General features: G+C 69.5%; 19 protein-coding genes and 1 riboswitch. Of the genes, 8 read left to right on the top strand and 11 right to left on the bottom strand.

The annotated features are described in order from the left end of the window. Positions 1–37: 37 nt before the first annotated feature. The gene (locus ACIBBB_RS21960) at positions 38–1,558 is read right to left on the bottom strand and encodes a gamma-aminobutyraldehyde dehydrogenase (RefSeq protein WP_398984408.1); all 1,521 of its coding nucleotides are present in this window, start codon (positions 1,556–1,558) and stop codon (positions 38–40) included. A 243-nt stretch (positions 1,559–1,801) separates the two neighbouring features. Here ACIBBB_RS21960 and ACIBBB_RS21955 point away from each other — a divergent pair, with 243 nt between their 5' ends. Continuing rightward, a complete protein-coding gene (locus tag ACIBBB_RS21955; RefSeq protein WP_398984467.1) occupies positions 1,802–2,362 on the top strand; it encodes an NADAR family protein in 561 nt (186 codons plus the stop codon). 94 nt (positions 2,363–2,456) lie between these two features. Here the strand turns inward: ACIBBB_RS21955 and ACIBBB_RS21950 are convergent, their stop codons facing one another. Then, positions 2,457–3,170, bottom strand: coding sequence for a DUF4190 domain-containing protein (locus ACIBBB_RS21950; protein ID WP_398984405.1), 714 nt, complete (start codon positions 3,168–3,170; stop codon positions 2,457–2,459). A 161-nt stretch (positions 3,171–3,331) separates the two neighbouring features. On the opposite strand from ACIBBB_RS21950, the gene ACIBBB_RS21945 reads away from it, so the two are divergent. Beyond that, positions 3,332–4,357, top strand: a complete 1,026-nt coding sequence (locus tag ACIBBB_RS21945; protein WP_398984403.1) for an adenosine deaminase — start codon at positions 3,332–3,334, stop codon at positions 4,355–4,357. Continuing rightward, positions 4,354–5,103: a glycerophosphodiester phosphodiesterase gene (locus tag ACIBBB_RS21940; RefSeq protein WP_398984401.1), complete on the top strand. Its 750-nt coding sequence runs from the start codon at positions 4,354–4,356 to the stop codon at positions 5,101–5,103. Before ACIBBB_RS21945 ends, ACIBBB_RS21940 begins: the two co-directional genes overlap by 4 nt. A gap of 324 nt (positions 5,104–5,427) precedes the next feature. Here the strand turns inward: ACIBBB_RS21940 and ACIBBB_RS21935 are convergent, their stop codons facing one another. Then, a complete protein-coding gene (locus tag ACIBBB_RS21935; protein WP_398984399.1) occupies positions 5,428–6,876 on the bottom strand; it encodes a gamma-aminobutyraldehyde dehydrogenase in 1,449 nt (482 codons plus the stop codon). A gap of 175 nt (positions 6,877–7,051) precedes the next feature. Here ACIBBB_RS21935 and ACIBBB_RS21930 point away from each other — a divergent pair, with 175 nt between their 5' ends. The 5 genes from ACIBBB_RS21930 (at position 7,052) to ACIBBB_RS21910 (ending at position 12,216) form a co-directional block, all read left to right on the top strand. Then, the gene (locus ACIBBB_RS21930) at positions 7,052–7,564 is read left to right on the top strand and encodes an Lrp/AsnC family transcriptional regulator (protein WP_398984397.1); all 513 of its coding nucleotides are present in this window, start codon (positions 7,052–7,054) and stop codon (positions 7,562–7,564) included. Beyond that, on the top strand, positions 7,549–8,928 hold the full coding sequence (locus ACIBBB_RS21925) for an aspartate aminotransferase family protein (RefSeq protein WP_398984395.1): 1,380 nt from the start codon (positions 7,549–7,551) through the stop codon (positions 8,926–8,928). The genes ACIBBB_RS21930 and ACIBBB_RS21925 overlap by 16 nt, the downstream gene beginning before the upstream one ends. 181 nt (positions 8,929–9,109) lie before the next feature. Then, positions 9,110–9,838 (top strand): ABC transporter ATP-binding protein, encoded by a 729-nt coding sequence (locus ACIBBB_RS21920; RefSeq protein WP_398984393.1) that lies wholly within the window; start codon positions 9,110–9,112, stop codon positions 9,836–9,838. Continuing rightward, entirely contained in the window at positions 9,820–10,977 is a 1,158-nt protein-coding gene (locus tag ACIBBB_RS21915) for a hypothetical protein (protein ID WP_398984391.1), read from the top strand. Before ACIBBB_RS21920 ends, ACIBBB_RS21915 begins: the two co-directional genes overlap by 19 nt. A gap of 60 nt (positions 10,978–11,037) precedes the next feature. After that, the gene (locus tag ACIBBB_RS21910) at positions 11,038–12,216 is read left to right on the top strand and encodes an LOG family protein (protein ID WP_398984389.1); all 1,179 of its coding nucleotides are present in this window, start codon (positions 11,038–11,040) and stop codon (positions 12,214–12,216) included. A 29-nt stretch (positions 12,217–12,245) separates the two neighbouring features. Here ACIBBB_RS21910 and ACIBBB_RS21905 read toward each other — a convergent pair whose 3' ends face one another. The 8 genes from ACIBBB_RS21905 to tsf form a co-directional block, all read right to left on the bottom strand. Then, positions 12,246–13,355 (bottom strand): ABC transporter ATP-binding protein, encoded by a 1,110-nt coding sequence (locus tag ACIBBB_RS21905; protein ID WP_398984387.1) that lies wholly within the window; start codon positions 13,353–13,355, stop codon positions 12,246–12,248. Continuing rightward, a complete protein-coding gene (locus ACIBBB_RS21900) occupies positions 13,355–14,968 on the bottom strand; it encodes an ABC transporter permease (protein WP_398984385.1) in 1,614 nt (537 codons plus the stop codon). The genes ACIBBB_RS21905 and ACIBBB_RS21900 overlap by 1 nt, the downstream gene beginning before the upstream one ends. A 158-nt stretch (positions 14,969–15,126) precedes the next feature. Beyond that, entirely contained in the window at positions 15,127–16,221 is a 1,095-nt protein-coding gene (locus ACIBBB_RS21895; protein WP_398984383.1) for a thiamine ABC transporter substrate binding subunit, read from the bottom strand. 80 nt (positions 16,222–16,301) lie between these two features. Next, positions 16,302–16,426, bottom strand: a riboswitch (TPP riboswitch). A gap of 55 nt (positions 16,427–16,481) precedes the next feature. Next, positions 16,482–17,594 carry a 23S rRNA (adenine(2503)-C(2))-methyltransferase RlmN gene (gene rlmN, locus ACIBBB_RS21890; protein WP_398984381.1) on the bottom strand — a complete coding sequence of 371 codons (1,113 nt, stop codon included), beginning with the start codon at positions 17,592–17,594 and terminating at the stop codon, positions 16,482–16,484. A gap of 175 nt (positions 17,595–17,769) precedes the next feature. Then, positions 17,770–18,840, bottom strand: coding sequence for a phosphatidate cytidylyltransferase (locus ACIBBB_RS21885; protein ID WP_398984380.1), 1,071 nt, complete (start codon positions 18,838–18,840; stop codon positions 17,770–17,772). Further along, positions 18,840–19,397 carry a ribosome recycling factor gene (gene frr / locus ACIBBB_RS21880; RefSeq protein ID WP_078074826.1) on the bottom strand — a complete coding sequence of 186 codons (558 nt, stop codon included), beginning with the start codon at positions 19,395–19,397 and terminating at the stop codon, positions 18,840–18,842. The genes ACIBBB_RS21885 and frr overlap by 1 nt, the downstream gene beginning before the upstream one ends. Positions 19,398–19,521: 124 nt before the next feature. Continuing rightward, complete coding sequence (gene pyrH, locus ACIBBB_RS21875) at positions 19,522–20,301, bottom strand: UMP kinase (RefSeq protein WP_384322963.1); 780 nt, start codon at positions 20,299–20,301, stop codon at positions 19,522–19,524. Positions 20,302–20,499: 198 nt separating this feature from the next. Beyond that, complete coding sequence (gene tsf, locus ACIBBB_RS21870) at positions 20,500–21,360, bottom strand: translation elongation factor Ts (RefSeq protein ID WP_398984377.1); 861 nt, start codon at positions 21,358–21,360, stop codon at positions 20,500–20,502. Between the last annotated feature and the right edge of the window lie 81 nt (positions 21,361–21,441).

The raw sequence follows: 21,441 nt of genomic DNA, 5'->3' as shown, positions 1-21,441 counted from the left end.
GGCGATGCCCTTTCGGGTGAGGAGAGGGTGCGAAGAGTTAGAGACGGTCCCCGAAGATTGTGCGGTGCCAGTCCTTCCTGGCGGCTGCGGTGTTGTCGTACATCACATGCTTGACCTGCGTGTACTCCTCGAACGAGTACGCGGACATGTCTTTTCCGTAACCACTGGCCCTGTAGCCGCCGTGCGGCATCTCGCTGATGATCGGGATGTGGTCGTTCACCCAGACACAGCCGGCCTTGATCTCGCGGGTGGCGCGCCCCGTGCGGTACACGTCGCGGCTCCAGACGGACGCGGCGAGGCCGTACGGGGTGTCGTTGGCGAGGCGGATGCCCTCGTCGTCGGAGTCGAAGGGCAGGACGACCAGGACGGGGCCGAAGATCTCCGACTGGACGATCTCGCTGTCCTGGGCGGCGTCCACGACGAGGGTGGGGCGGTAGTACGCGCCGTCGGCGAGATCGGCACCGTCCGGGGCGGAGCCGCCGGTGACGACGCGGGCGTAGCCGCGGGCCCGGTCGACGATGCCGGCGACGCGGTCGCGGTGCGCGTGCGAGATCAGCGGCCCCATGTCGGTCGACGGGGCGAACGGGTCTCCGAGACGCACCGTCTCCATCAGCGCCCCGACGGCGCTCACGAAAGCGTCGTAGAGCGGACGCTGAACGTAGGCGCGAGTAGCGGCCGTGCAGTCCTGCCCTGTGTTGATGAGCGAGCCGGCGACGGCGCCGTGGACGGCGGCCTCCAGGTCGGCGTCGTCGAAGACCAGGAACGGGGCCTTGCCGCCGAGTTCCAGATGCAGGCGCTTGACGGTGGCCGTGGCGATCTCGGCGACGCGCTTGCCGACGGCGGTGGACCCGGTGAAGGAGGTCATGACGACGTCCGGGTGGCCGACGAGGCGCTCGCCCGCGTCGGCGCCCGCCCCGTTGACGATGTTGATCACGCCGTCGGGGATGCCGGCCGCCTGCGCCGCCTGGGCGAACAGCAGTGAGGTGAACGGCGTCAGCTCCGACGGCTTCAGCACGATCGTGTTGCCTGCCGCGACCGCCGGAAGGATCTTCCAGGCGGCCATCTGGAGCGGGTAGTTCCAGGGGGCGATGGACCCGACCACGCCGATCGGCTCGCGGCGTACGTAGGAGGTGTGGTCGGCGCTGTACTCACCCGCCGACGCGCCCTCCAGATGACGAGCGGCGCCGGCAAAGAAGGCGGCGTTGTCGACGGTCCCGGGAACGTCGAACTCCGTGGACAGCTTGATCGGCTTCCCGCACTGGAGCGACTCCGCCTCCGCGAATTCCGTCGCCCGCTCAGCGAGTACGGCGGCGAAACGGTGCAGCGCGCCGGAACGCTCCCCCGGGGTGGCGCCGGCCCAGCCCGGGTACGCCGCGAGCGCGGCGGCGACGGCCGCGTCGACGTCGGCAGGCCCCGCCAGTTCGTATGTGAACAGTTCCCGGCCCGTCGCCGGGTCGACCACGGCGTGCGTACGGCCCGAGGTGCCGGGACGCAGCCGGCCGTCGATGAACTGCGCACCGTCCTCGAAGCGGTCCCGCGCGGGGAAGCGGTTGCCCATGGCGTTCTCCGTGTTCCGGCTGTCCTGCGGCTGTCTTCCGGCTGTCGCCTCGGTTGATCCGAAGCCGCGAGTGTTGTTCTGGCTTGAATTGAGTGCCGATACTGACAGAGCAAGGGGCGTCCAACAAGTGATTCCGTTGTTGCCTTTTGGTTACGCGACGGAATCGGTTGACCATGTGTCGCTCCACCGCCTTGATCGGCAGACGGACTGTCAGTGGCGGCTGGCACACTCACGTGCATGGGGATGATCACTGTTGCGGAGCTGGCAGACCGTACGGGTCGCGGCGTGAAGGTCAAGTATCTGCACTTCTGGGGGCACACCCCGCGGCCGGACGGCGTGATCGGGGCGAGCTGCCTCAGCCAGTGGTGGCAGTCACCGTTCACGGTCGACGGGGTCGAGTACGCGACGGCGGAGCACTGGATGATGGCCGCCAAGGCCAGGCTCTTCGACGACCCGGAGGCGGAGCGGAAGGCACTGGCCGCGTCCGGTCCGGCGCTGGCGAAGAAGGCGGGGCGGCTGGTGCGCGGGTTCGACGAGGCCGTGTGGGAGCGCGAGCGGTCCGGCATCGTCGTGGAGGGCAGCGTGCACAAGTTCCGGCAGGACGACCGGCTGCGCGACTATCTGCTGGGCACCGGTGACCGGGTGCTCGTCGAGGCCAGCCCGATGGACCGGATATGGGGCATCGGACTGGCGGCGGACGACGAGCGGGCGCAGGATCCCGCGCGCTGGCGCGGGCTGAATCTGCTGGGCTTCGCCCTGATGGAGGCGCGCGAACAGCTCCGGGCGGAGGCGGGTGAGGCCTGACCGACGGGGAGACCCGCCGGACGAAGGGCACCGGTCGAACGTGCGGGGCGGGGGCGTTTCCCCGGCGGGACCGGCGGTTGGACCGACGGTGGACTCAGCGGTCGGTGTCCACCAGAAGCATGGCGGAGTAACCGCCGGTGCCACTGTCGAAGTCGTCGTTGTCGTTGAGGTCTTCGTTGATCGCGTCGGTGATGCCCCAGATGATGAGGCCGATGACGACCACGCCGATGACGATCCCGATGGTGCCCATGATGATCCCGGAGAGTGCCTGCCCCCTGTTGGTGGCCTCACCCCGCTCGGCACGCTTCTTGCCGACCACGCCGAAAATCACGGCGAGGATGCCCAGGACGATACCGACGACGCCGTACAGGCAGAAGAGACAGATCGACAGAATGCCCAGCGTCATCGCGGCGACGCCCATGCCGTTCGCGGGGGCGGACCAGGATCCCTGGCCGTATCCCGGATAGCCCGGGTACGCCTGGTAGCCAGGGTAGGGAGGGCCGCTGGGCGCGCCCGGGTAGCCGTACGGACCGGAAGCCGCCGGGGCCGGCCCCCCAGGTGCTATCGGCGGCGGAGGCACGGCTCCGAAGGCCGCCCCGGCGCCAGGAGCGGCAGCACCGCCCGACTCCGGCCCCATACCGGGCATCGCTGTGACGGTCGGCTGGTCGTAGACAGGCCGCACCGGAGGCTGGTCCTGGAGGTGCCCAGGCACCTGTTCCGGCTTGCCCAACGGCACGTTGTGCTCCGGCGGCGCCCAGGGATCGCTCGGCACGTGGCCGCCCGACGGCTGCCCGCTGCTGTCTGACATGGTCCTCCCCCATCGTGATTCCGTCATGCTAAGGCCTCTGCCGGGCGCCTTCCCCACCCCGCCTACGATGATCCGTGTCCGGTACAGCCCTGGGCAGGGGGACGTCCTGCCCGGCGGACGGCGACACCCTTTCCGCCGCCGCTCAGCACGCGGAGGACCCGATGACCGACCTTCTTCCCTTCATCGCAGGGCTGCCCAAGGCCGAGCTGCATGTCCATCACGTCGGCTCGGCCTCGCCCCGTATCGTCTCGGAACTGGCCGCCCGGCACCCGAGTTCCAAGGTGCCGACCAGCCCCGAGGCGCTGGCCGACTACTTCGTCTTCACCGACTTCGCGCACTTCATCGACGTCTACCTCTCGGTCGTGGACCTGCTGCGCACCCCGGAGGACGTCCGGCTGCTGACGTTCGAGATCGCCCGCGACATGGCCCGGCAGAACATCCGCTACGCGGAGCTGACGATCACCCCGTTCAGCTCGACCCGGCGTGGCATCCCCGAGAAGGCCTTCATTGAGGCGATCGAGGACGCCCGCAAGTCGGCCGAGGCCGAGTTCGGCGTCGTACTGCGCTGGTGCTTCGACATTCCGGGCGAGGCCGGCATGGAAGCCGCGGACGAGACCTTGCGGCTCGCGGTCGACCTCCGCCCCGAGGGCCTGGTGTCCTTCGGTCTGGGCGGCCCGGAGATCGGCGTACCGCGGCCCCAGTTCAAGCCCCACTTCGACCGGGCGGTCGCCGAAGGGCTGCGCTCCGTGCCGCACGCCGGCGAGACGACGGGGCCCGGCACGGTGTGGGACGCGCTCAAGGAACTGAGCGCCGAACGGATCGGTCACGGCATCAGCTCCGCCCAGGACGTGGAGTTGATGGCGTACCTCGCCGAGAACCGCGTCCCTCTGGAGGTCTGCCCCACCTCCAACATCGCCACGCGGGCGGTCACCGACATCGAGTTGCACCCGATCAGGACGCTGGTGTCCGCGGGGGTACTGGTCACGGTCAACAGCGACGACCCGCCCATGTTCGGCACCGACCTCAACAACGAGTACGCGGTCGCGGCGCGGCTTCTGGAGTTGGACGAGCAAGGGGTGGCGGGGCTCGCGAAGAACGCCGTCCAGGCGTCGTTCCTCGACCGGGCGGGCAAGGACCGGCTGAACGCCGAGATCGACACGTACACCGCGCAGTGGCTCGCCAAGTGACGCCCGCACCGGGCGGGGAGGGCGGCGCGGTGGAGCGTCCGGTCGTGGCCGTCGGGCACCGGGGCGACCCGTACCGCGTTCGCGAGAACACCCTTTCGTCGGTCCGTTCCGCCCTGGAACGGGGCGCCGACGCCGTGGAGATCGACGTACGTGTCACGCGCGACAGGGTGCCCGTGCTGCTGCACGACTCCTCTTTGAAACGGCTCTGGGGACATGACCGGGCGGTCGCCAACGTCACCCGCGCCGATCTGAGCGACCTGACACGGGGCGGCGTGCCGACGCTCCAGGAGGTACTGCGGGCGCCGGGGCCGGTGGCGGACGCGCGCCTGATGATTGATCTGCCGGACTCCAGCAAGGAGACGGTGGACACGGTGGTCGGGACGGTGCGCGAATGCGGTGCGGGGGATCGGGTGTACTACTGCGCGGGCGCCGATGCGATGCTCGCCGTGCGGGCCGCCGACCCGGGAGCCGAAATCGCGATGACGTGGCAGTCGTTGTCACCGCCGCGCCCCGTACTGCTGGACGCGGTACGGCCCCGCTGGCTCAATTACCGCTTCGGTCTGGTGAGTCGGGAGCTGACGGAGCGCGTCCACCGCGACGGGTATCTGGTCTCGGCCTGGACGGCGGACACGGGGCGGAGCATGCGACGCCTGGTCGGGGCGGGAGTCGACTCGATCACGACGAACCGCATCGACACGCTCGCGAAACTGCTCCGTAGCTACCGGCTGAGCGGGCCGAAGGACTAAGAAAGGCGGGGCAGGTCGGGCCGGGCCCCTGCGCCCAACCACCCACAACGGGGCCCGAGTTCAACGGTTTCTCGCCTCCCCCCGGCGCGCGAGGGCAGTGGCGCCCGTAGCAGCCGGGCCGGGCCCCTGCAGACGGGACGGGCGGGGCACGGATGACGAGCGTGTCCGTGCCCCGCCCCGGGGAGCCTCAACTCGGGCGACGTTCATGCGAGTTGGCGAGCGAAGCGGTGCCGCCGCAGCGGCACGCCGACCGGCCCGACCACCGCCGCCCGCGCCACCTCAGCGCCTCGCGCACTTTGCCTACCTCAGCGCCTCGCGCACCCCTTACGCGTCGAGCGACGTCATCACGTGCTTGATACGGGTGTAGTCGTCGAAGCCGTACGCCGACAGGTCCTTGCCGTAGCCCGACTTCTTGAAGCCGCCGTGCGGCATCTCCGCGACCAGCACGATGTGCGTGTTGATCCACACACACCCGAAGTCCAGGTTCTTGGACATACGCATCGCACGCCCGTGGTCCTTCGTCCACACCGAGGAGGCGAGCGCGAACTCCACCCCGTTCGCGTACTCCAGTGCCTGCGCCTCGTCCGTGAACGACTGAACCGTGATGACGGGCCCGAACACCTCGTTCTGGATGATCTCGTCGTCCTGCTTGAGACCCGAGACGACCGTCGGCGCGTAGAAGTACCCCTTGTCGCCGACCCGGTGCCCGCCCGCCTCGACCTTGGCATGGGCCGGCAGCCGCTCGATAAAGCCCGAGACGTGCTTCAGCTGGTTCGCGTTGTTCAGCGGCCCGTACAGGACATCCTCGTCGTCCGGCCCCCCGGTCTTGGTCTCCGCGGCGGCCTTCGCCAGCGCGGTCACGAACTCGTCGTGGATCGCCTCGTGCACCAGGACGCGGCACGCCGCCGTACAGTCCTGCCCGGCGTTGAAGAAACCGGCCACCGAGATGTCCTCGACGGCCTTGGCGATCGCCTCGCTGTCGAGGTCCTCGAAGACCACGACCGGCGCCTTGCCGCCCAGCTCCAGATGCACGCGCTTGACATCCCTGGAGGCCGACTCCGCGACCTGCGTCCCGGCCCGTACGGAGCCGGTGATCGAGACCATCGCCGGAGTCGCGTGCTCCACCATGGTGCGCCCGCTGTCGCGGTCGCCGCAGATGACGTTGAAGACACCCTTGGGCGCGATCGCGCCGATGATCTCCGCAATGAGCAGCGTGGAGGCGGGGGTGGTGTCCGACGGCTTCAGTACGACGGTGTTGCCCGCCGCGAGCGCCGGGGCGAACTTCCACACGGCCATCATCATCGGGTAGTTCCACGGCGCGACCTGCGCACAGACGCCCACCGGCTCACGCCGCACGATGGAGGTGAAACCGTCCATGTACTCGCCGGCCGAGCGGCCCTCGAGCATCCGCGCCGCACCTGCGAAGAAGCGGATCTGGTCCACCATCGGCGGGATCTCTTCGGTGCGGGTCAGTTCGAGCGGCTTGCCGGTGTTCTCCGACTCCGCGGCGATCAGATCCTCGGCGCGCTCCTCGAACGCGTCCGCGATCTTGAGCATCACCTTCTGACGCTCCGCCGGGGTGGTGTCGCGCCAGGCGGGGAACGCCGCGGCGGCGGCCTCCATCGCGGCGTCGACGTCGGCCTGGCCGGAAAGCGGGGACGTCGCGTAGGCCTCGCCCGTGGCCGGGTTGACCACCTCGATGGTCCGCCCGTCGGCGGCGTCCCGGAACTCCCCGTTGATGTAGTTACGCAGACGGCGCAGCTCGGTGGTCACTGCCACCCCTCCTTAGAGATGTCATGCCCGGATGTCCGATGGGTGAGATACCCACCCTAAGCGTTCCGCCGACGCTTTCGACAGGCCCGACCCCTCCGAACTTCGGATTCAGTCTTATTCGAACCCTCACACAACGAATTTCATCGCTTCGGGGTTGCAAGACGGGCGAGTCGCGGTGCACAGTGAGCCGGTGGCCAGTCGCAGCGCAGACCCCAGGAACGGGCACGGAAACGGATCGTCGCCCGCGATCGACGCCGTGTCCCTCGCGATCATCGAACAGCTTCAGGAGGACGGACGGCGCCCCTACGCCGCGATCGGCAAGGCCGTGGGCCTCTCCGAGGCAGCCGTACGGCAGCGCGTCCAGAAGCTGCTCGACCAGGGGGTCATGCAGATCGTGGCCGTCACCGACCCGCTGACCGTCGGCTTCCGGCGCCAGGCGATGGTCGGCATCAACGTCGAGGGCGACCTCGACCCGGTGGCCGACGCGCTCACGCACATGGACGAGTGCGAGTACGTGGTGATGACCGCGGGCTCCTTCGACCTGATGGTGGAGATCGTCTGCGAGGACGACGACCACCTGCTGGACGTCATCAACAAACGGATCCGCGCGCTCCCCGGCGTGCGTTCCACCGAGAGCTTCGTCTACCTCAAGTTGAAGAAGCAGACCTACATGTGGGGAACCCGATAGCCGTGAGCAAGGACCTCTCCAAAACCGCTTACGACCACCTGTGGATGCATTTCACCCGCATGTCGTCGTACGAGAACGCACCCGTGCCCACCATCGTGCGTGGTGAGGGCACCTACATCTACGACGTCAACGGCAAGCGTTACCTGGACGGCCTTTCCGGCCTGTTCGTGGTCAACGCGGGCCACGGGCGCCACGAGTTGGCCGAGACCGCCTACAAGCAGGCTCAGGAGCTCGCCTTCTTCCCCGTGTGGTCCTACGCCCACCCGAAGGCGATCGAGCTTGCCGAGCGGCTGGCCCACTACGCGCCCGGGGACCTCAACAAGGTCTTCTTCACCACCGGCGGCGGCGAGGCGGTCGAGACCGCCTGGAAGCTCGCCAAGCAGTACTTCAAGCTCACGGGCAAGCCCACCAAGTACAAGGTCATCTCGCGCGCCGTCGCCTACCACGGCACGCCGCAGGGGGCGCTGTCCATCACCGGACTGCCCGCCCTGAAGGCCCCGTTCGAGCCGCTGGTCCCCGGCGCCCACAAGGTGCCGAACACCAACATCTACCGCGCCCCGCTCCACGGCGACGACCCGGAGGCCTTCGGCCGCTGGGCCGCCGACCAGATCGAGCAGGAGATCCTCTTCGAGGGCGCGGACACGGTCGCCGCCGTCTTCCTGGAGCCGGTACAGAACGCGGGCGGCTGCTTCCCGCCCCCGCCGGGCTACTTCCAGCGGGTCCGCGAGATCTGCGACCAGTACGACGTGCTGCTCGTCTCGGACGAGGTCATCTGCGCGTTCGGCCGGCTGGGCACGATGTTCGGCTGCGACAAGTTCGGCTACGTACCGGACATGATCACCTGCGCCAAGGGCATGACGTCGGGCTACTCACCGATCGGCGCCTGCATCATCTCCGACCGTCTCGCCGCGCCCTTCTACGAAGGTGACAACACCTTCCTGCACGGCTACACCTTCGGCGGCCACCCGGTCTCCGCGGCCGTCGGCCTCGCCAACCTCGACATCTTCGAGCGTGAGGGCCTCAACCAGCATGTGCTGGACAACGAGGACGCCTTCTTCTCCACACTGCGCAAGCTCCACGACCTGCCGATAGTCGGCGACGTACGGGGCAACGGCTTCTTCTACGGCATCGAACTGGTCAAGGACAAACTCACCAAGGAGTCGTTCACGGACGAGGAGACGGAGCGCGTCCTGTACGGCTTCCTCTCCAAGGCCCTGTACGACAACGGGCTCTACTGCCGCGCCGACGACCGCGGTGATCCCGTCGTACAGCTGGCGCCGCCGCTGATCTCCGACCAGTCGACGTTCGACGAGATCGAGCAGATCCTGCGCAGCGTCCTGACGGAGGCCTGGACGAAGCTCTGATCACCGCGGCCCGGGTGCCCCCGTTCGAGTGCAATGGGGGCCACCCGGGCCGTGTGCTGTCCGCCCATCTCGGTATTGATCCTTACGGTGCAGTGACCGATCGGCTTCGCCTTCGTTCCCCCCGGACGGGGCGCGGTACGTCAGCTCTGATCCGAGCCTGATCCGAACCGAGGTGTACGCCATGGTTGCCCCGCCGGACAACGACGTGCTCTGGGCGCGTTCTCTGCACCACTCTCACAACGGCTCGCCGGCGCTCAGCGGCGTCTCGCTCGGTGTGCGAGAAGGCGAGATCCTCGCCGTCAGCGGCGCGCGCGGCAGTGGCAAGACGACCCTGCTGCGGTGCCTCTCGGGCCAGCTCGTTCCCAAGGAGGGCGAGGTCTGGTTCAACAGCACCGCCGTCCACACGATGCCCCCGGTACTGCGGGAACGGCTTCGGCGCGACCGTTTCGGCTGGATCGACTCCGATCCCGTCCTGGTCCCCGAACTCAACGCGTGGGAGAACGCCGCCCTGCCGATGCTGCTGCGCGGCTCCTCACGCCGTGCGGCGAAGGCCGCGGCCACGGAGTGGCTGGAGCGGCTCGATGTCGGCATGTGCGCCCGCAAGCGCCCGCACGCCCTGCTCCAGTCGCAGCGCCAGCGTGTGGCCATCGCCCGTGCCCTGGTCAGCACGCCCTCCGTACTCTTCGCCGACGAGCCGACGGCACCGCTTTACGCCGCCGACCGCGCCCAGGTCCTGCGCACGCTGACGACCGCGGCGCGCTCCCACCGCATCACCGTCGTACTCGCCACTCTTGACGACGACGTCGCGACGCTCGCCGACCGCACCGTCGTCCTGGTCGACGGCCGCCGCGTAGGCGCCCTGCGACCGGCCGAGGCGGAGGGCCAGGCAGCGTGCTCGCTCTCCGTCTAGCCCGCGGCAGCCACCCCCTCGTCCTGCTGCGCCGGCTGCTCGTGGCCGCGGCGTCGGCGGGGGTCGGCTTCCTCCTGCTGTGCACGCTGGGCTGGGCCATGAACCACCCCGCCGGATCGGTGCTGCGTCTGCTGTGGTGCGTGCTCCCGCTCGCCGCTACGGTGCAGTTCGCCGTCGCCGTGGCCCGTACGGACCCGAGCACCCGGCCCCGTCCGGGGCTTTCGGCGGTGGGCCTCGGCCCGGCGCAGCTCACCGCCCTGGCCGCCGCGTCGACGACCCTGTCCTGCACGCTCGGCAGCGTGGTGGCGCTGTTGTTCTTCCTCCACCTGCGCGGTGACCTCACGGGGCTGCCCTTCGACGGCGCGGCATCCGATCTGCTCGGCGCGGGGCAGCCGTTGCCGCTGGCCGCCGCCCTCACACTGCTCGCCGTCGTACCGGTCCTCGCCTCTCTGGCGACCGGACTCGCCCTTCGTCCGCGCAAGTCGAGGCCGTTCGACGACGCCGATCCCGAGCGGCCGGCGACGCCCAAGCCCGCCCCGTCGGGGCTGCCTTGGGGCGTGGCTCTCACCGCTGCCGGGCTCGCCGTCGAGACGTACGCGAGCCGGGGCGGCTCGGGGGCGCCGCTGCCGCTGCCGGGACGTTTCGAGGGCAGCCCGGCCGGTGTCCTGGCCGGCTGGTCCCTGACGGCGCTCGGCCTGGCGCTGGCGGGCCCCGGTATCGCGCACCTCTGCGGCCGGCTCCTGCAGATGCTGCGCCCCGGCGCGACGCGTCTGCTCGCGGGGCGCGTGCTGATGGACGAGGCGGTGCGGATCGGCCGCCCGTTGGGCGTGGTCTGCGCCGTGGTCTCCGGCGGATTCGCCGCCGCGGCGCTGTACGGCCCCGGCGACCCGCGTCCCTTCGGACCGCTCACGGGCCTCGGCGCCACGCTCATCGTGGGCTGCACCGTCGCGACGCTGCTGATGGCGGTCCTGGAGGCCAGGCACGCCCGCACCGAGACGACGGCTGCGTTGGGGCGGGTGGGCGCTCCCATGGGGCTCCTGCGTACCGCTGCCGCACTGCGGGCCGGCGCGCTGCTCGCCGTTTTCGGACCGCTGACGTGGCTGATCGCCGCGCTTGCCGCCGTACCGCTCACCGGCTGAACCAGCTGCCGTCCCCTACTGCGCCCCCGACCTTGCGAGGGGCGCTCTATCGTGTCCCGCATGGCTTACGGCGAGGGACACGACGGACATGAAGCACAACAGGCGGCGGCGCGGGGCCCGCAGGGGCTCTGGGAGCACCGGGCGGACGGCCTGGACCACGAGATCGAGACCCTCGACGAGTTCGACCAGGTGATCCTGGGCGGGACGCTCAGCGGCTACCGGATCCAATCGGTCGACCTGACGGGCCGTACGCTCGCGTTGCTGTCCACCGACACCTCCGAAACCGTCTTCCTCGGCTGCCCGATGGCACCGGACGCCGCGGCGAAGATACGGGCGGACGGGGCCCTGGTCTTCCCTCCCGTCCCGCACCTCCCCTTCGACCCGTACCGGGGCCTGCTCTACACGCCCAAGCATCTCTTCGAAGGACTGGACGAGGGCGGGTACGAGGTGACGCCGGACGCCCTCGCCTACGAGTGGTTCCAGCGGACCAAGGCGGACGGCGACATACTCAGCTCGATGCTGCGATCGGTCCACGACGACGCGATCTCGGACGCATTGGACGAACTCCTTGTCGGCGCACGGGTCGTCGGCGTGATGGGCGGCCACGCCATGGCGCGGGGCACCGACGCGTACGCGGGGGCGGCGCGCCTCGGCCGCGACCTGGCTCGTACGGGGCTGACTGTCGCGACCGGCGGCGGCCCCGGCGCCATGGAGGCCGCCAACCTCGGCGCGTACGCCGCCCCGCACCCCGACGAGATGCTGGACGAGGCTCTCGAAATCCTCGCCAAGACACCCTCGTTCAGCCCGTCGATCTCCGAGTGGGCGCGCGCCGCCTTCGAAGTACGGGGCCGGTGGCCCGGGGGCGCCGGGTCGGTCGGGATCCCCACCTGGTTCTACGGCCACGAGCCGCCGAACGCCTTCGCCGGCCACATCGCGAAGTACTTCGCCAACGCGACCCGCGAAGACGGTCTGCTCGCCCGCTGCAACGCCGGCGTCGTCTTTCTGCCCGGCGCCGCGGGCACCGTCCAGGAAGTCTTCGACAACGCGACCCCGAACTACTACGAGTCACGCGGCGAACCGACCCCCATGGTCCTGGTCGACCGCGCGCACTGGACGGAGAAGCTGCCCGCCTGGCCGCTGCTCACGTCGCTGGCGCGGGAGCGCTCGATGGAGTCCCGCATCGCGCTCGTCGACTCGGTGGCCGAGGTGCCCGAAGCCCTGGCCCGGCTCTCGGCCTGACCCGCGGGGTACGGGCGGACGACGCCTCGTCAGTCCGCCCCGTTGTCGCCTGTTGGAGACGCACGCTCCTCGGCATCGGCATCGGCATCGGCATCGGCCGAGTCCGGTTCCCTGTCGTCGTCCAGGACCACCACGTCCTCGGCCGCGAAGGAGACCCCGACCGTCGCGCCCTCGTCCGGCACCTCGCGGGGGCCACACTCCGCCTCCACCTCCGGCCCGTCGGTGGGCCGCAGCAGGACTGCGACGTGACTGCCGCGGAAGGTGCGCGCCCCGACGGTGCAGCGCAGTCCGTCCTCAGGAGGGCCGAGCCGTACCCCAGCGGGACGTACCAGCAGCGTGCGGAGGCCCTGGGGCGAGCCGGCGGGCACCGGGATCTTGCCCCAGGGCGTGTCGGCGGCGTCGCCGTGCACCGTGGCGGTCACGACGTTGTCGAATCCCAGGAAACGCGCCACGAACGCTGAGGCAGGGCGCTGCCAGACCTCCACCGGTGTGCCGCTCTGGGCGACGCGTCCGTCGCGCATCACCACGACCCGATCGGCGAGCGCGAAAGCCTCGCCCTGGTCGTGTGTGACGGCGAGAACCGTCGTACCCAACTGCGCGAACAAGCCGCGCAGTTCCACGACCAGGCGTTCGCGCAGACTCCGGTCGAGCTGGCCGAGCGGTTCGTCGAGCATGAGCAGCCGGGGGCGCGGGGCGAGCGCCCGTGCCAGTGCCACACGCTGCTGCTCGCCGCCGGACAGCGCGGCGACGGCGCGGCGCTGGGCGCCAGGCAGGCCGACGAGGTCGAGCAACTCGGCGACACGTCGCTGCTGTTGACCGCGCGGCTCGCCGCGCATGCGCAGTCCGAAGGCGACGTTGCCGCCGACGTCGCGCTGCGGGAAGAGCTGGTGATCCTGGAACATCAGTCCGACGCCCCGTCGGTGCACCGGAACCCCCACCTGGTCGGTGCCCTCCAGCAACACGCGCCCCGTATTCGGCGGTTGAAGGCCGGCGACGACGCGCAGCAAGGTGGACTTACCACTGCCGCTCGGCCCGAGGACGCAGACGATCTCGTGCGCCGCGATCTCAAGATCCACCGCATCGAGCGCCGTACGGTGCCCGAAGCGCACCGTCACGTCCTCAAGAGTGAGCAGGGCCATCAGAACTCTCCGGAACGATCGGTACGGATACGTTCGAGCACCAGCAGCGACACCGCGCACACCACCATCAGCACCGTACTCAGCGCCATCGCCTGCCCGTAGTTGAGATCACCGGGCCGCCCCAGCAGCCGCGCGACGGCCACCGGCAACGTCGGCCGGTCCGGTCGCGCGATGAAGACCGTGGCACCGAATTCACCGAGCGAGACAGCGAAGGCGAATCCGGCGGCCACCAGCACCGCCCGCCGCACCATCGGCAGATCGACCTCCCGCCACGCACGCAGCGGCGACGCCCCCAGAACGGCCGCGGCCTCGCGCAACCGCCCGTCCACGGCTCGCAGGACGGGAAGCATGATCCGTACGACGAAGGGGACCCCCACCAACGCCTGGGCGAGCGGCACCAGAATCCACGACGCCCGCAGATCCAGCGGCGGCTTGTCGAGCGTGATCAGGAACCCGAAACCGACAGTGACCGCGGAGACGCCCAGCGGGAGCATCAGCAGCGCGTCGAAGCCCCGTACGAGGCGCCCCGCTCGCCGGGTGAGCGCCGCCGCGGCCAGCCCGCCCACGACCAGGGCGATGACGGTGGCCGTGAGGGCGTAGCGCAGCGAGTTCCAGACCGCTTCCAGCGGCGGTACGAGGAATGTGCCGCCGCTCGCCTCCACCGAACGCAGCGCCCGGTAGTAGTCGAAGCCGTACCCGGCGGGGCCGTCGAGCGACCGCTCGATCAGCACGCCGAGAGGCAGCAGGATCAGAAGGAGGACGGTGCCGAGCACGCCGGCGAGCAGCGCCCACTGGCCGACTCCCCGCGGCCTGCGCACCGTCTGCGCGGGATCGACCAGTTTCAGGGTGGTCTCCCGCCTCCGTACGGTCCAGGCGTGCAGGGCCAGAATCGCGCCGACGGCGGCGAACTGCACCATCGTCAGAACGGCGGCGGTGGGCAGATCGAGCAGCTGCGCGGTCTGCCGGTAGATCTCCACCTCCAGGGTGGAGTAGGCCGGACCGCCCAGGATCTGGACGATGCCGAAGGAAGTGAAGGTGAAGAGGAACACCATCAGCGCCGCGGCGGCGACGGCGGGGCCCAGTGCGGGCAGCGTGATCCGCCACCATGCCACGAGCCGCCCGGCACCGAGCACCCGCGCGGCCTCCTCCTGACGGGGATCCAGCTGCGCCCAGAGGCCGCCCACGGTGCGGACGACCACCGCGTAGTTGAAGAACACATGCGCGAGGAGGATCGCCCACACCGTCGTGTCCGCCCGCACGCCCCACAGTTCGTCGAGCAGCCCGCCGCGCCCCAGCAGCGCGAGGAACGCCGTACCGACAACAACGGTCGGCAGGACGAACGGCACCGTCACGACGGCGCGCAGAAGCTGTTTGCCGGGGAACTCGAAGCGCGCGAAGACGTACGCACCGGGAAGCGCGATCAGCAGGGTGAGCGCGGTGGAGACCGCGGCCTGCCACGTCGTGAACCAGAGCACCTGCCCGATGTCGGGCCGGCCCAGCACGTCGCCGAACCTGCCCCAGTGCCAGGAGCCGTCCGCCTTCAGCCCCCGGCCGACGATCGCGACGACGGGGTAGGCGAAGAAGACCGCGAAGAACGCGACGGGCACGGCCATGAGGCAGAGCCGTACGGCGCTCCCCCGGCGCCGCGCGGCACGCACCGCGGCGCCGGCGTCCCGGCCCCGTCCTCGGCCCGGCCGCCGAGCTGACTTCCCGACTACCGGCCCCGTAGCCGTACGCGTGCTCCGCTCGCCCTTCCGGGCGGCGTCCGCGCCTACTTGACGACGAGTGAGGACCACGACTGGATCCACTCGTCACGGTTCTTGGCTATCTTCTCCGGGTCCATGGTCTGCGGCATATCGACGACGGCGCCGTGGTCGGTGAAGAGCGCCGGCAGCTTCGCACCGTCGACGACCGGATTCACGAACATGTTGAGCGGCATGTCCTCCTGGAAGGTCTTGCTCACCAGGAAGTCCAGCAGTGCCTTGCCGCCCCCCTCGTTCTTCGCCCCCTGGAGCAGACCGGCGAACTCGATCTGGCGGAAGCAGGTCCCCGTGGCGACGCCGGTCGGCGCCTCCTGGGGCTGCGGTTCGGCGTACAGGACCTCGACGGGCGGGCTCGACGCGTACGAGACGACGAGCGGGCGCTCCGCCTTCGCCTTCTTGCCGCCGGCCGAGCCGGAGAAGTCCTCGTTGTAGGCCTGCTCCCAGCTGTCGACGACCTGGACGCCGTTGGCCTTGAGCTGCTTCCAGTAGTCCTGCCAGCCGTCGTCCCCGTACGCGGCGACGGTACCGAGGAGGAAGCCGAGCCCCGGTGAGGACTGCCCGGCGTTCTCGACGACGAGAAGGTTCTTGTAGGCGGGCTTCGTCAGGTCGGCGAAGGACTCCGGCGGCGCCAGCTTCTTGTCCGTGAAGTACTTCTTGTCGTAGTTGACGCAGATGTCGCCGGTGTCGACAGGGGTGACACGGTGCTCGGCGTCGTCGAGCCGCACGTCGGCGCGGACCTGGTCGAGACCCTTCGCCTCGTACGGCGTGAACAGGCCGTTGTCGAGAGCGCGCGAGAGGAGCGTGTTGTCGACGCCGAAGAAGACATCGCCCTGTGGGGAACCCTTCGTGAGGATCTCCTTGTTGAGCGCCTCGCCGGCCTCGCCGCTCTTCAGCACCTTGACGGTGTAGCCCGTCTGCTCGGTGAACTCCTTCAGTACGGAGTCCGAGGCCGCGAAAGAGTCGTGGGCGACGAGCGTCACGCTCTTGGACTTCGCCCCGTCCGACGACCCGGCGTCCTCGGACCCGCCGCCGCACGCGGCGAGCGCGGAGACTCCCAGCGCCGCGGCGACGGCGCCGACCGCCATCTTCTTCGTGGTACGCAACTGAATTCCTCCTGGGGTGTCCAGGAGAAGACGCGGCCCTGCCCCGCACCGGCGGACCGGAACAGGGCAGGGCGCAACAGCATGAGTGATGACCGAACTTCCTACCCAGAATGACCTGGGCGAGGTTCAGAGGGTCTGCGATCGTGAGGCTCTTCCCGAGCCTCTGCCGCACTCTCAGCGCTGTGGCGCTCCCCTGTCGGAATATGTAATTCGTTCGAACCCCAGAGTACATGGACCTCAACGGGGCCCCTACGCCGCACTCAGCGCTCCGTCGCCGCCAGCTGACCGCATGCCCCGTCGATCTCCTGGCCGCGGGTGTCGCGCACCGTTACGGGCACCCCGTGGGACGCGACGGCCTCGACAAAGGCCTTCTCGTCCTCGGGGCGGGAGGCCGTCCACTTGGACCCGGGCGTCGGGTTGAGCGGGATCAGATTGACGTGTACCCGCTTCCCTTTGAGCAGCCGCCCCAGCAGATCGCCCCGCCACGCCTGGTCGTTGATGTCGCGGATCATGGCGTACTCGACGGAGATGCGGCGGCCCGACTTCTCCGCGTACTCCCAGGCTGCGTCGAGCACCTCCCGCACCTTCCAACGGGTGTTGACCGGCACGAGGGTGTCGCGCAGTTCATCGTCGGGCGCGTGCAGCGAGACGGCGAGGCGGCACTTGAAGCCCTCGTCGGCGAAGCGCAGCATCGCGGGCACCAGGCCCACCGTCGAAACGGTGATGCCCCGTTGCGAGAGACCGATGCCGTCCGGCTCGGGGTCGGTCAGCCGGCGGATCGCCCCGACGACGCGGCGGTAGTTGGCGAGTGGTTCGCCCATACCCATGAAGACGATGTTGGACAGCCGGGCGGGCCCGCCGGGGACCTCGCCGTCGCGCAGCGCGCGCATGCCGTCCACGATCTGGTGCACGATCTCCGCCGTGGACAGGTTGCGGTCGAGGCCCGCCTGCCCCGTCGCGCAGAACGGGCAGTTCATGCCGCAGCCCGCCTGCGAGGAGATGCACATGGTGACCCGGTCCGGGTAACGCATCAGGACGGACTCGACCAGCGTGCCGTCGTGCAGCCGCCACAGCGTCTTACGGGTGGTGTCGTCGTCGCAGGAGATATGCCGCACCACGGACATCAGGTCGGGCAGCAGCTCCGTGGCGAACTTCTGGCGCGCGGCGGCCGGGATGTCCGTCCACTCGGCGGGGTCGTTCGCGAACCGCGCGAAGTAGTGCTGCGACAACTGCTTGGCACGGAACGCCTTCTCACCGAGCGCCGCGACGGCCTCGCGACGTTCTTCCGGCGTGAGGTCGGCGAGGTGCCTCGGCGGCTTCTTGGCGCCACGGGGCGCGACGAACGTGAGCTCTCCGGGATTGGGCGGTGCCATGAGCTGTTTTCTCCTCGGTACGACGAGGCCGGTGTTCCCCGCCGGCTGCGGGAGAGACGTGGGCACACTGCCGGTGCCAGGAGACCTCATGTGACGGGCTCCGCGACCGCGGAGCGCAGTAAGGCCCGCCGTCCAGGACGGCGGGCCTTACCAGGGTAACCGGTAGGGATACGACTCAGCCCGAGCCGACGAAGACCACCAACAGCAGCCACACCACCGGGGCCGTCGGCAGAAGCGAGTCGAGGCGGTCCATGATGCCGCCGTGACCGGGCAGCAGCGTGCCCATGTCCTTGATCCCGAGGTCCCGCTTGATCATCGACTCGCCCAGGTCCCCGAGCGTGGCACTGGCGGCCACGGCGAGACCGAGCAGCAGCCCCTGCCACCAGGTGCCGTCCTCGATGAGGAACTGCATGCACAGCGCACCGGCCGCCATGGCGAACCCCACGGCGCCCAACAGGCCCTCGCGGGTCTTGCCGGGGCTGATGCGCGGCGCCAGCTTGTGGCTTCCGAAGCGCCAGCCGATCGCGTACGCACCGGTGTCGCTGACGATGGTCAGAACCAGGAACGTCAGCACGCGCTGCGCGCCGTCGTCCGCCTTGAGCATCATCGCGACGAAGGTCGCCAGGAAGGGCACGTAGAACGCCGCGAAAACGCCCGCGGTCACGTCCTTGAGATAGCCCTCGGGCGGCTCCGTCATGCGCCAGGCGAGCACGGCGAGCGCGGTGAGCGCCGTGGCGACCCAGGCGCCTTCCGCGCCCCGTACGTACCCGGCGACCACCATCGCCGCGCCACCGACCGCGAGCGGAACGAGGGGCGCCTTGATGGCCTTCTTCTCGTCGAGCCGGGAGGTCAACTCCCACAGCCCGACGACGACGGCGACCACTATGACGCCGATGAAGACGGCCTTCACGATGAAGAGGGACGCCACGATCACCGCGCCGAGTCCCACACCGACACCTATGGCCGCCCTGAGGTCACGGCCTGCCCGCTTCTTCGGCGGGGGTGGCGGAGGGGCGGACATGGGCTCCTGCGGCGTTTCGTCACGGAACAGGGGGCCGCCCGGCCGAGCAGCCCCCCGGTCGTCATCCTGGAACCCGCCGCTCGCGGGTACGTCGGGCACGATGGGCATGGGCCGAGTCTGCTGTGCGTCAAGCTCATCGTATGCGGGACCCGCCGGGGCAGCCCCCTGGTCAGGCGGTCCCCAGTAACCGGCAGTCGGCGGGGCCCCCCAGGAAGAGTCGTTCATCAGACCTCGAGCAGCTCGGCTTCCTTGTGCTTGAGCAGCTCGTCAACCTGGGCGACATACTTCGCCGTGGTGTCGTCGAGCTCTTTCTCCGCGCGGCGGCCTTCGTCCTCGCCGACCTCGCCGTCCTTGATCAGCTTGTCGATCGTCTCCTTGGCCTTGCGGCGCACGGAGCGGATCGAGATCTTGGAGTCCTCCGCCTTGGTCTTGGCGACCTTGATGTACTCCTTGCGGCGGTCCTGCGTAAGCTCGGGGAACACCACGCGGATGATGTTTCCGTCGTTGCTGGGGTTCACTCCGAGGTCGGAGTCGCGGATGGCCTGCTCGATGTTGCGCAGCGCGCTCTTGTCGAACGGGGTCACCACGGCCATGCGCGGCTCGGGCACCGAGAACGAGGCCAGCTGGTTGATCGGGGTCAGGGCACCGTAGTAGTCCGCCACGATCTTGTTGAACATCGCCGGGTGCGCACGACCGGTGCGGATCGCGGCGAAGTCCTCCTTGGCGACCAGGACGGCCTTCTCCATCTTCTCCTCTGCTTCGAGGAGGGTCTCTTCGATCACCACTTGCTCCTGCGTGTCTTGAGTGGGCCCGGTGTGCTTACCGGCGGAACCTGCGTCGCGTCTTCTTCCTGCACGGTGTCCGACCGGCAGGGCTTTGTCCATCCCCGTGCGGGGCAGCCGGAGTTCAGGCCCGGGTGCCCTGATCGCTCACGAGCGTGCCGATCTTCTCACCCTTGACGGCGCGCGCGATATTGCCCTCCGTGAGGAGTTCGAAGACAAGGATCGGCAGCGCGTTGTCGCGGCAGAGAGTGACGGCCGTGGCGTCGGCGACCTTGAGGTTGCGGGTGATCACCTCGCCGTACTCCAGCGCGTCGAACTTCACCGCGTCGGGGTTGGTCTTGGGGTCGGAGTCGTACACCCCGTCCACACCGTTCTTGCCCATCAGCAGCGCTTCGGCGTCGATCTCCAGGGCGCGTTGGGCGGCGGTGGTGTCGGTGGAGAAGTACGGCATCCCCATGCCGGCGCCGAAGATGACGACGCGGCCCTTCTCCAGGTGCCGTACGGCGCGCAGCGGGATGTACGGCTCCGCGACCTGCCCCATGGTGATGGCCGTCTGGACGCGGGAGTCGATGCCTTCCTTCTCCAGGAAGTCCTGCAGGGCGAGGCAGTTCATGACCGTACCGAGCATGCCCATGTAGTCGGAGCGGGCCCGGTCCATGCCGCGCTGCTGGAGTTCGGCGCCGCGGAAGAAGTTGCCTCCACCGATGACGATGGCGATCTGCGCCCCGTCCCGCACGACGGCGCCGATCTCGCGGGCGATGGCGTGTACGACGTCGGGGTCGACGCCGAGTCCTCCCCCACCGGCGAACGCCTCACCGGACAGTTTCAGCATGAAGCGCCCGGCTTTCTTGCCGGGGTCGCTGTTGTCGTCGGTGGACTGGGTGGCGTCCGCGCCCTTGTTCATGGGGATCTCCTCGTGCACATACGAAGAAGGCCATTGCCGATGGGTCTGTGTCCCTAGCGGCAATGGCCTCCTCGTCAGATCTGCGGCCGTCCGGCGCGTGTTCGGCCGGCGGCTGCAGTAGACCCTAGCCGGGTCCACCGTCGATCGCGTACGACTGCGCTGTCCCAGGTGCTAGACCCCGGGACGGTGTCCGGAAGGTCAGGCACCGACGCGGATGCGCGAGAAGCGCTTCAGCGTGACACCGGCCTCGTCCAGGACCTTCTTGACGGACTTCTTGTTGTCCTTGGCGAACGGCTGGTCAAGGAGGGTGACCTCCTTGAAGAAGCCGTTGACGCGACCCTCGACGATCTTGGGCAGCGCGGCCTCGGGCTTGCCCTCCTCGCGGGAGGTGGCCTCGGCGACGCGGCGCTCGTTCTCGACGACGTCGGCCGGAACCTCCTCACGGGTGAGGTACTTCGGCGCGAACGCGGCGATGTGCTGGGCGACGTCCTTGGCGACGGCGGCGACGGTCGCGGCGTCGGCGCTGCCCTTCTCCAGCTCGACCAGGACACCGACCTGCGGCGGGAGGTCGGGCATGGTGCGGTGCATGTACGTGCCGACGTAGCTGCCCTCGCCCTGGAACTGCGCGAAGCGGTCCAGGACGATCTTCTCGCCGAGGTTGGCGTTGGCCTCGTCGACGAACGCCTGGACGGTCTTGCCGGGCTCGATCTCGGAGGTGCGCAGCGCGTCGATGTCGGCGGGGCCGGTGGCGGCCACGTGCGCGGCCAGCGCGTTGGCGGCGGCCTGGAACTTGTCACCCTTGGCGACGAAGTCCGTCTCGCACTTCAGCTCCAGCAGAACACCGGAGGTGTTGTCGTCGGAGACGAGGGAGACGACAGCGCCGTTTTCCGCGCTGCGGCTCTCGCGCTTGGCGACGCCCTTCTGGCCCTTGACGCGAAGTACCTCGACGGCCTTGTCGACATCGCCGTCGGCCTCGACCAAAGCCTTCTTGCAGTCCATCATGCCGGCGCCGGTGAGCTCGCGGAGCTTCTTGACGTCAGCGGCGGTGTAGTTCGCCATGTCTGTGAATCTCTCTCGGAAGTCGAAGATCTACGGGTGGACGGCGGGGGCCGTGGCCCCCGCCGTCAGCAACCGAACCTT

This window comes from Streptomyces sp. NPDC051217 (assembly GCF_044455465.1).
GTDB lineage: Bacteria > Actinomycetota > Actinomycetes > Streptomycetales > Streptomycetaceae > Streptomyces.
The sequence above is the reverse complement of the archived record's forward strand: the minus strand, read 5'-3'. Positions and strand labels throughout refer to the sequence as shown.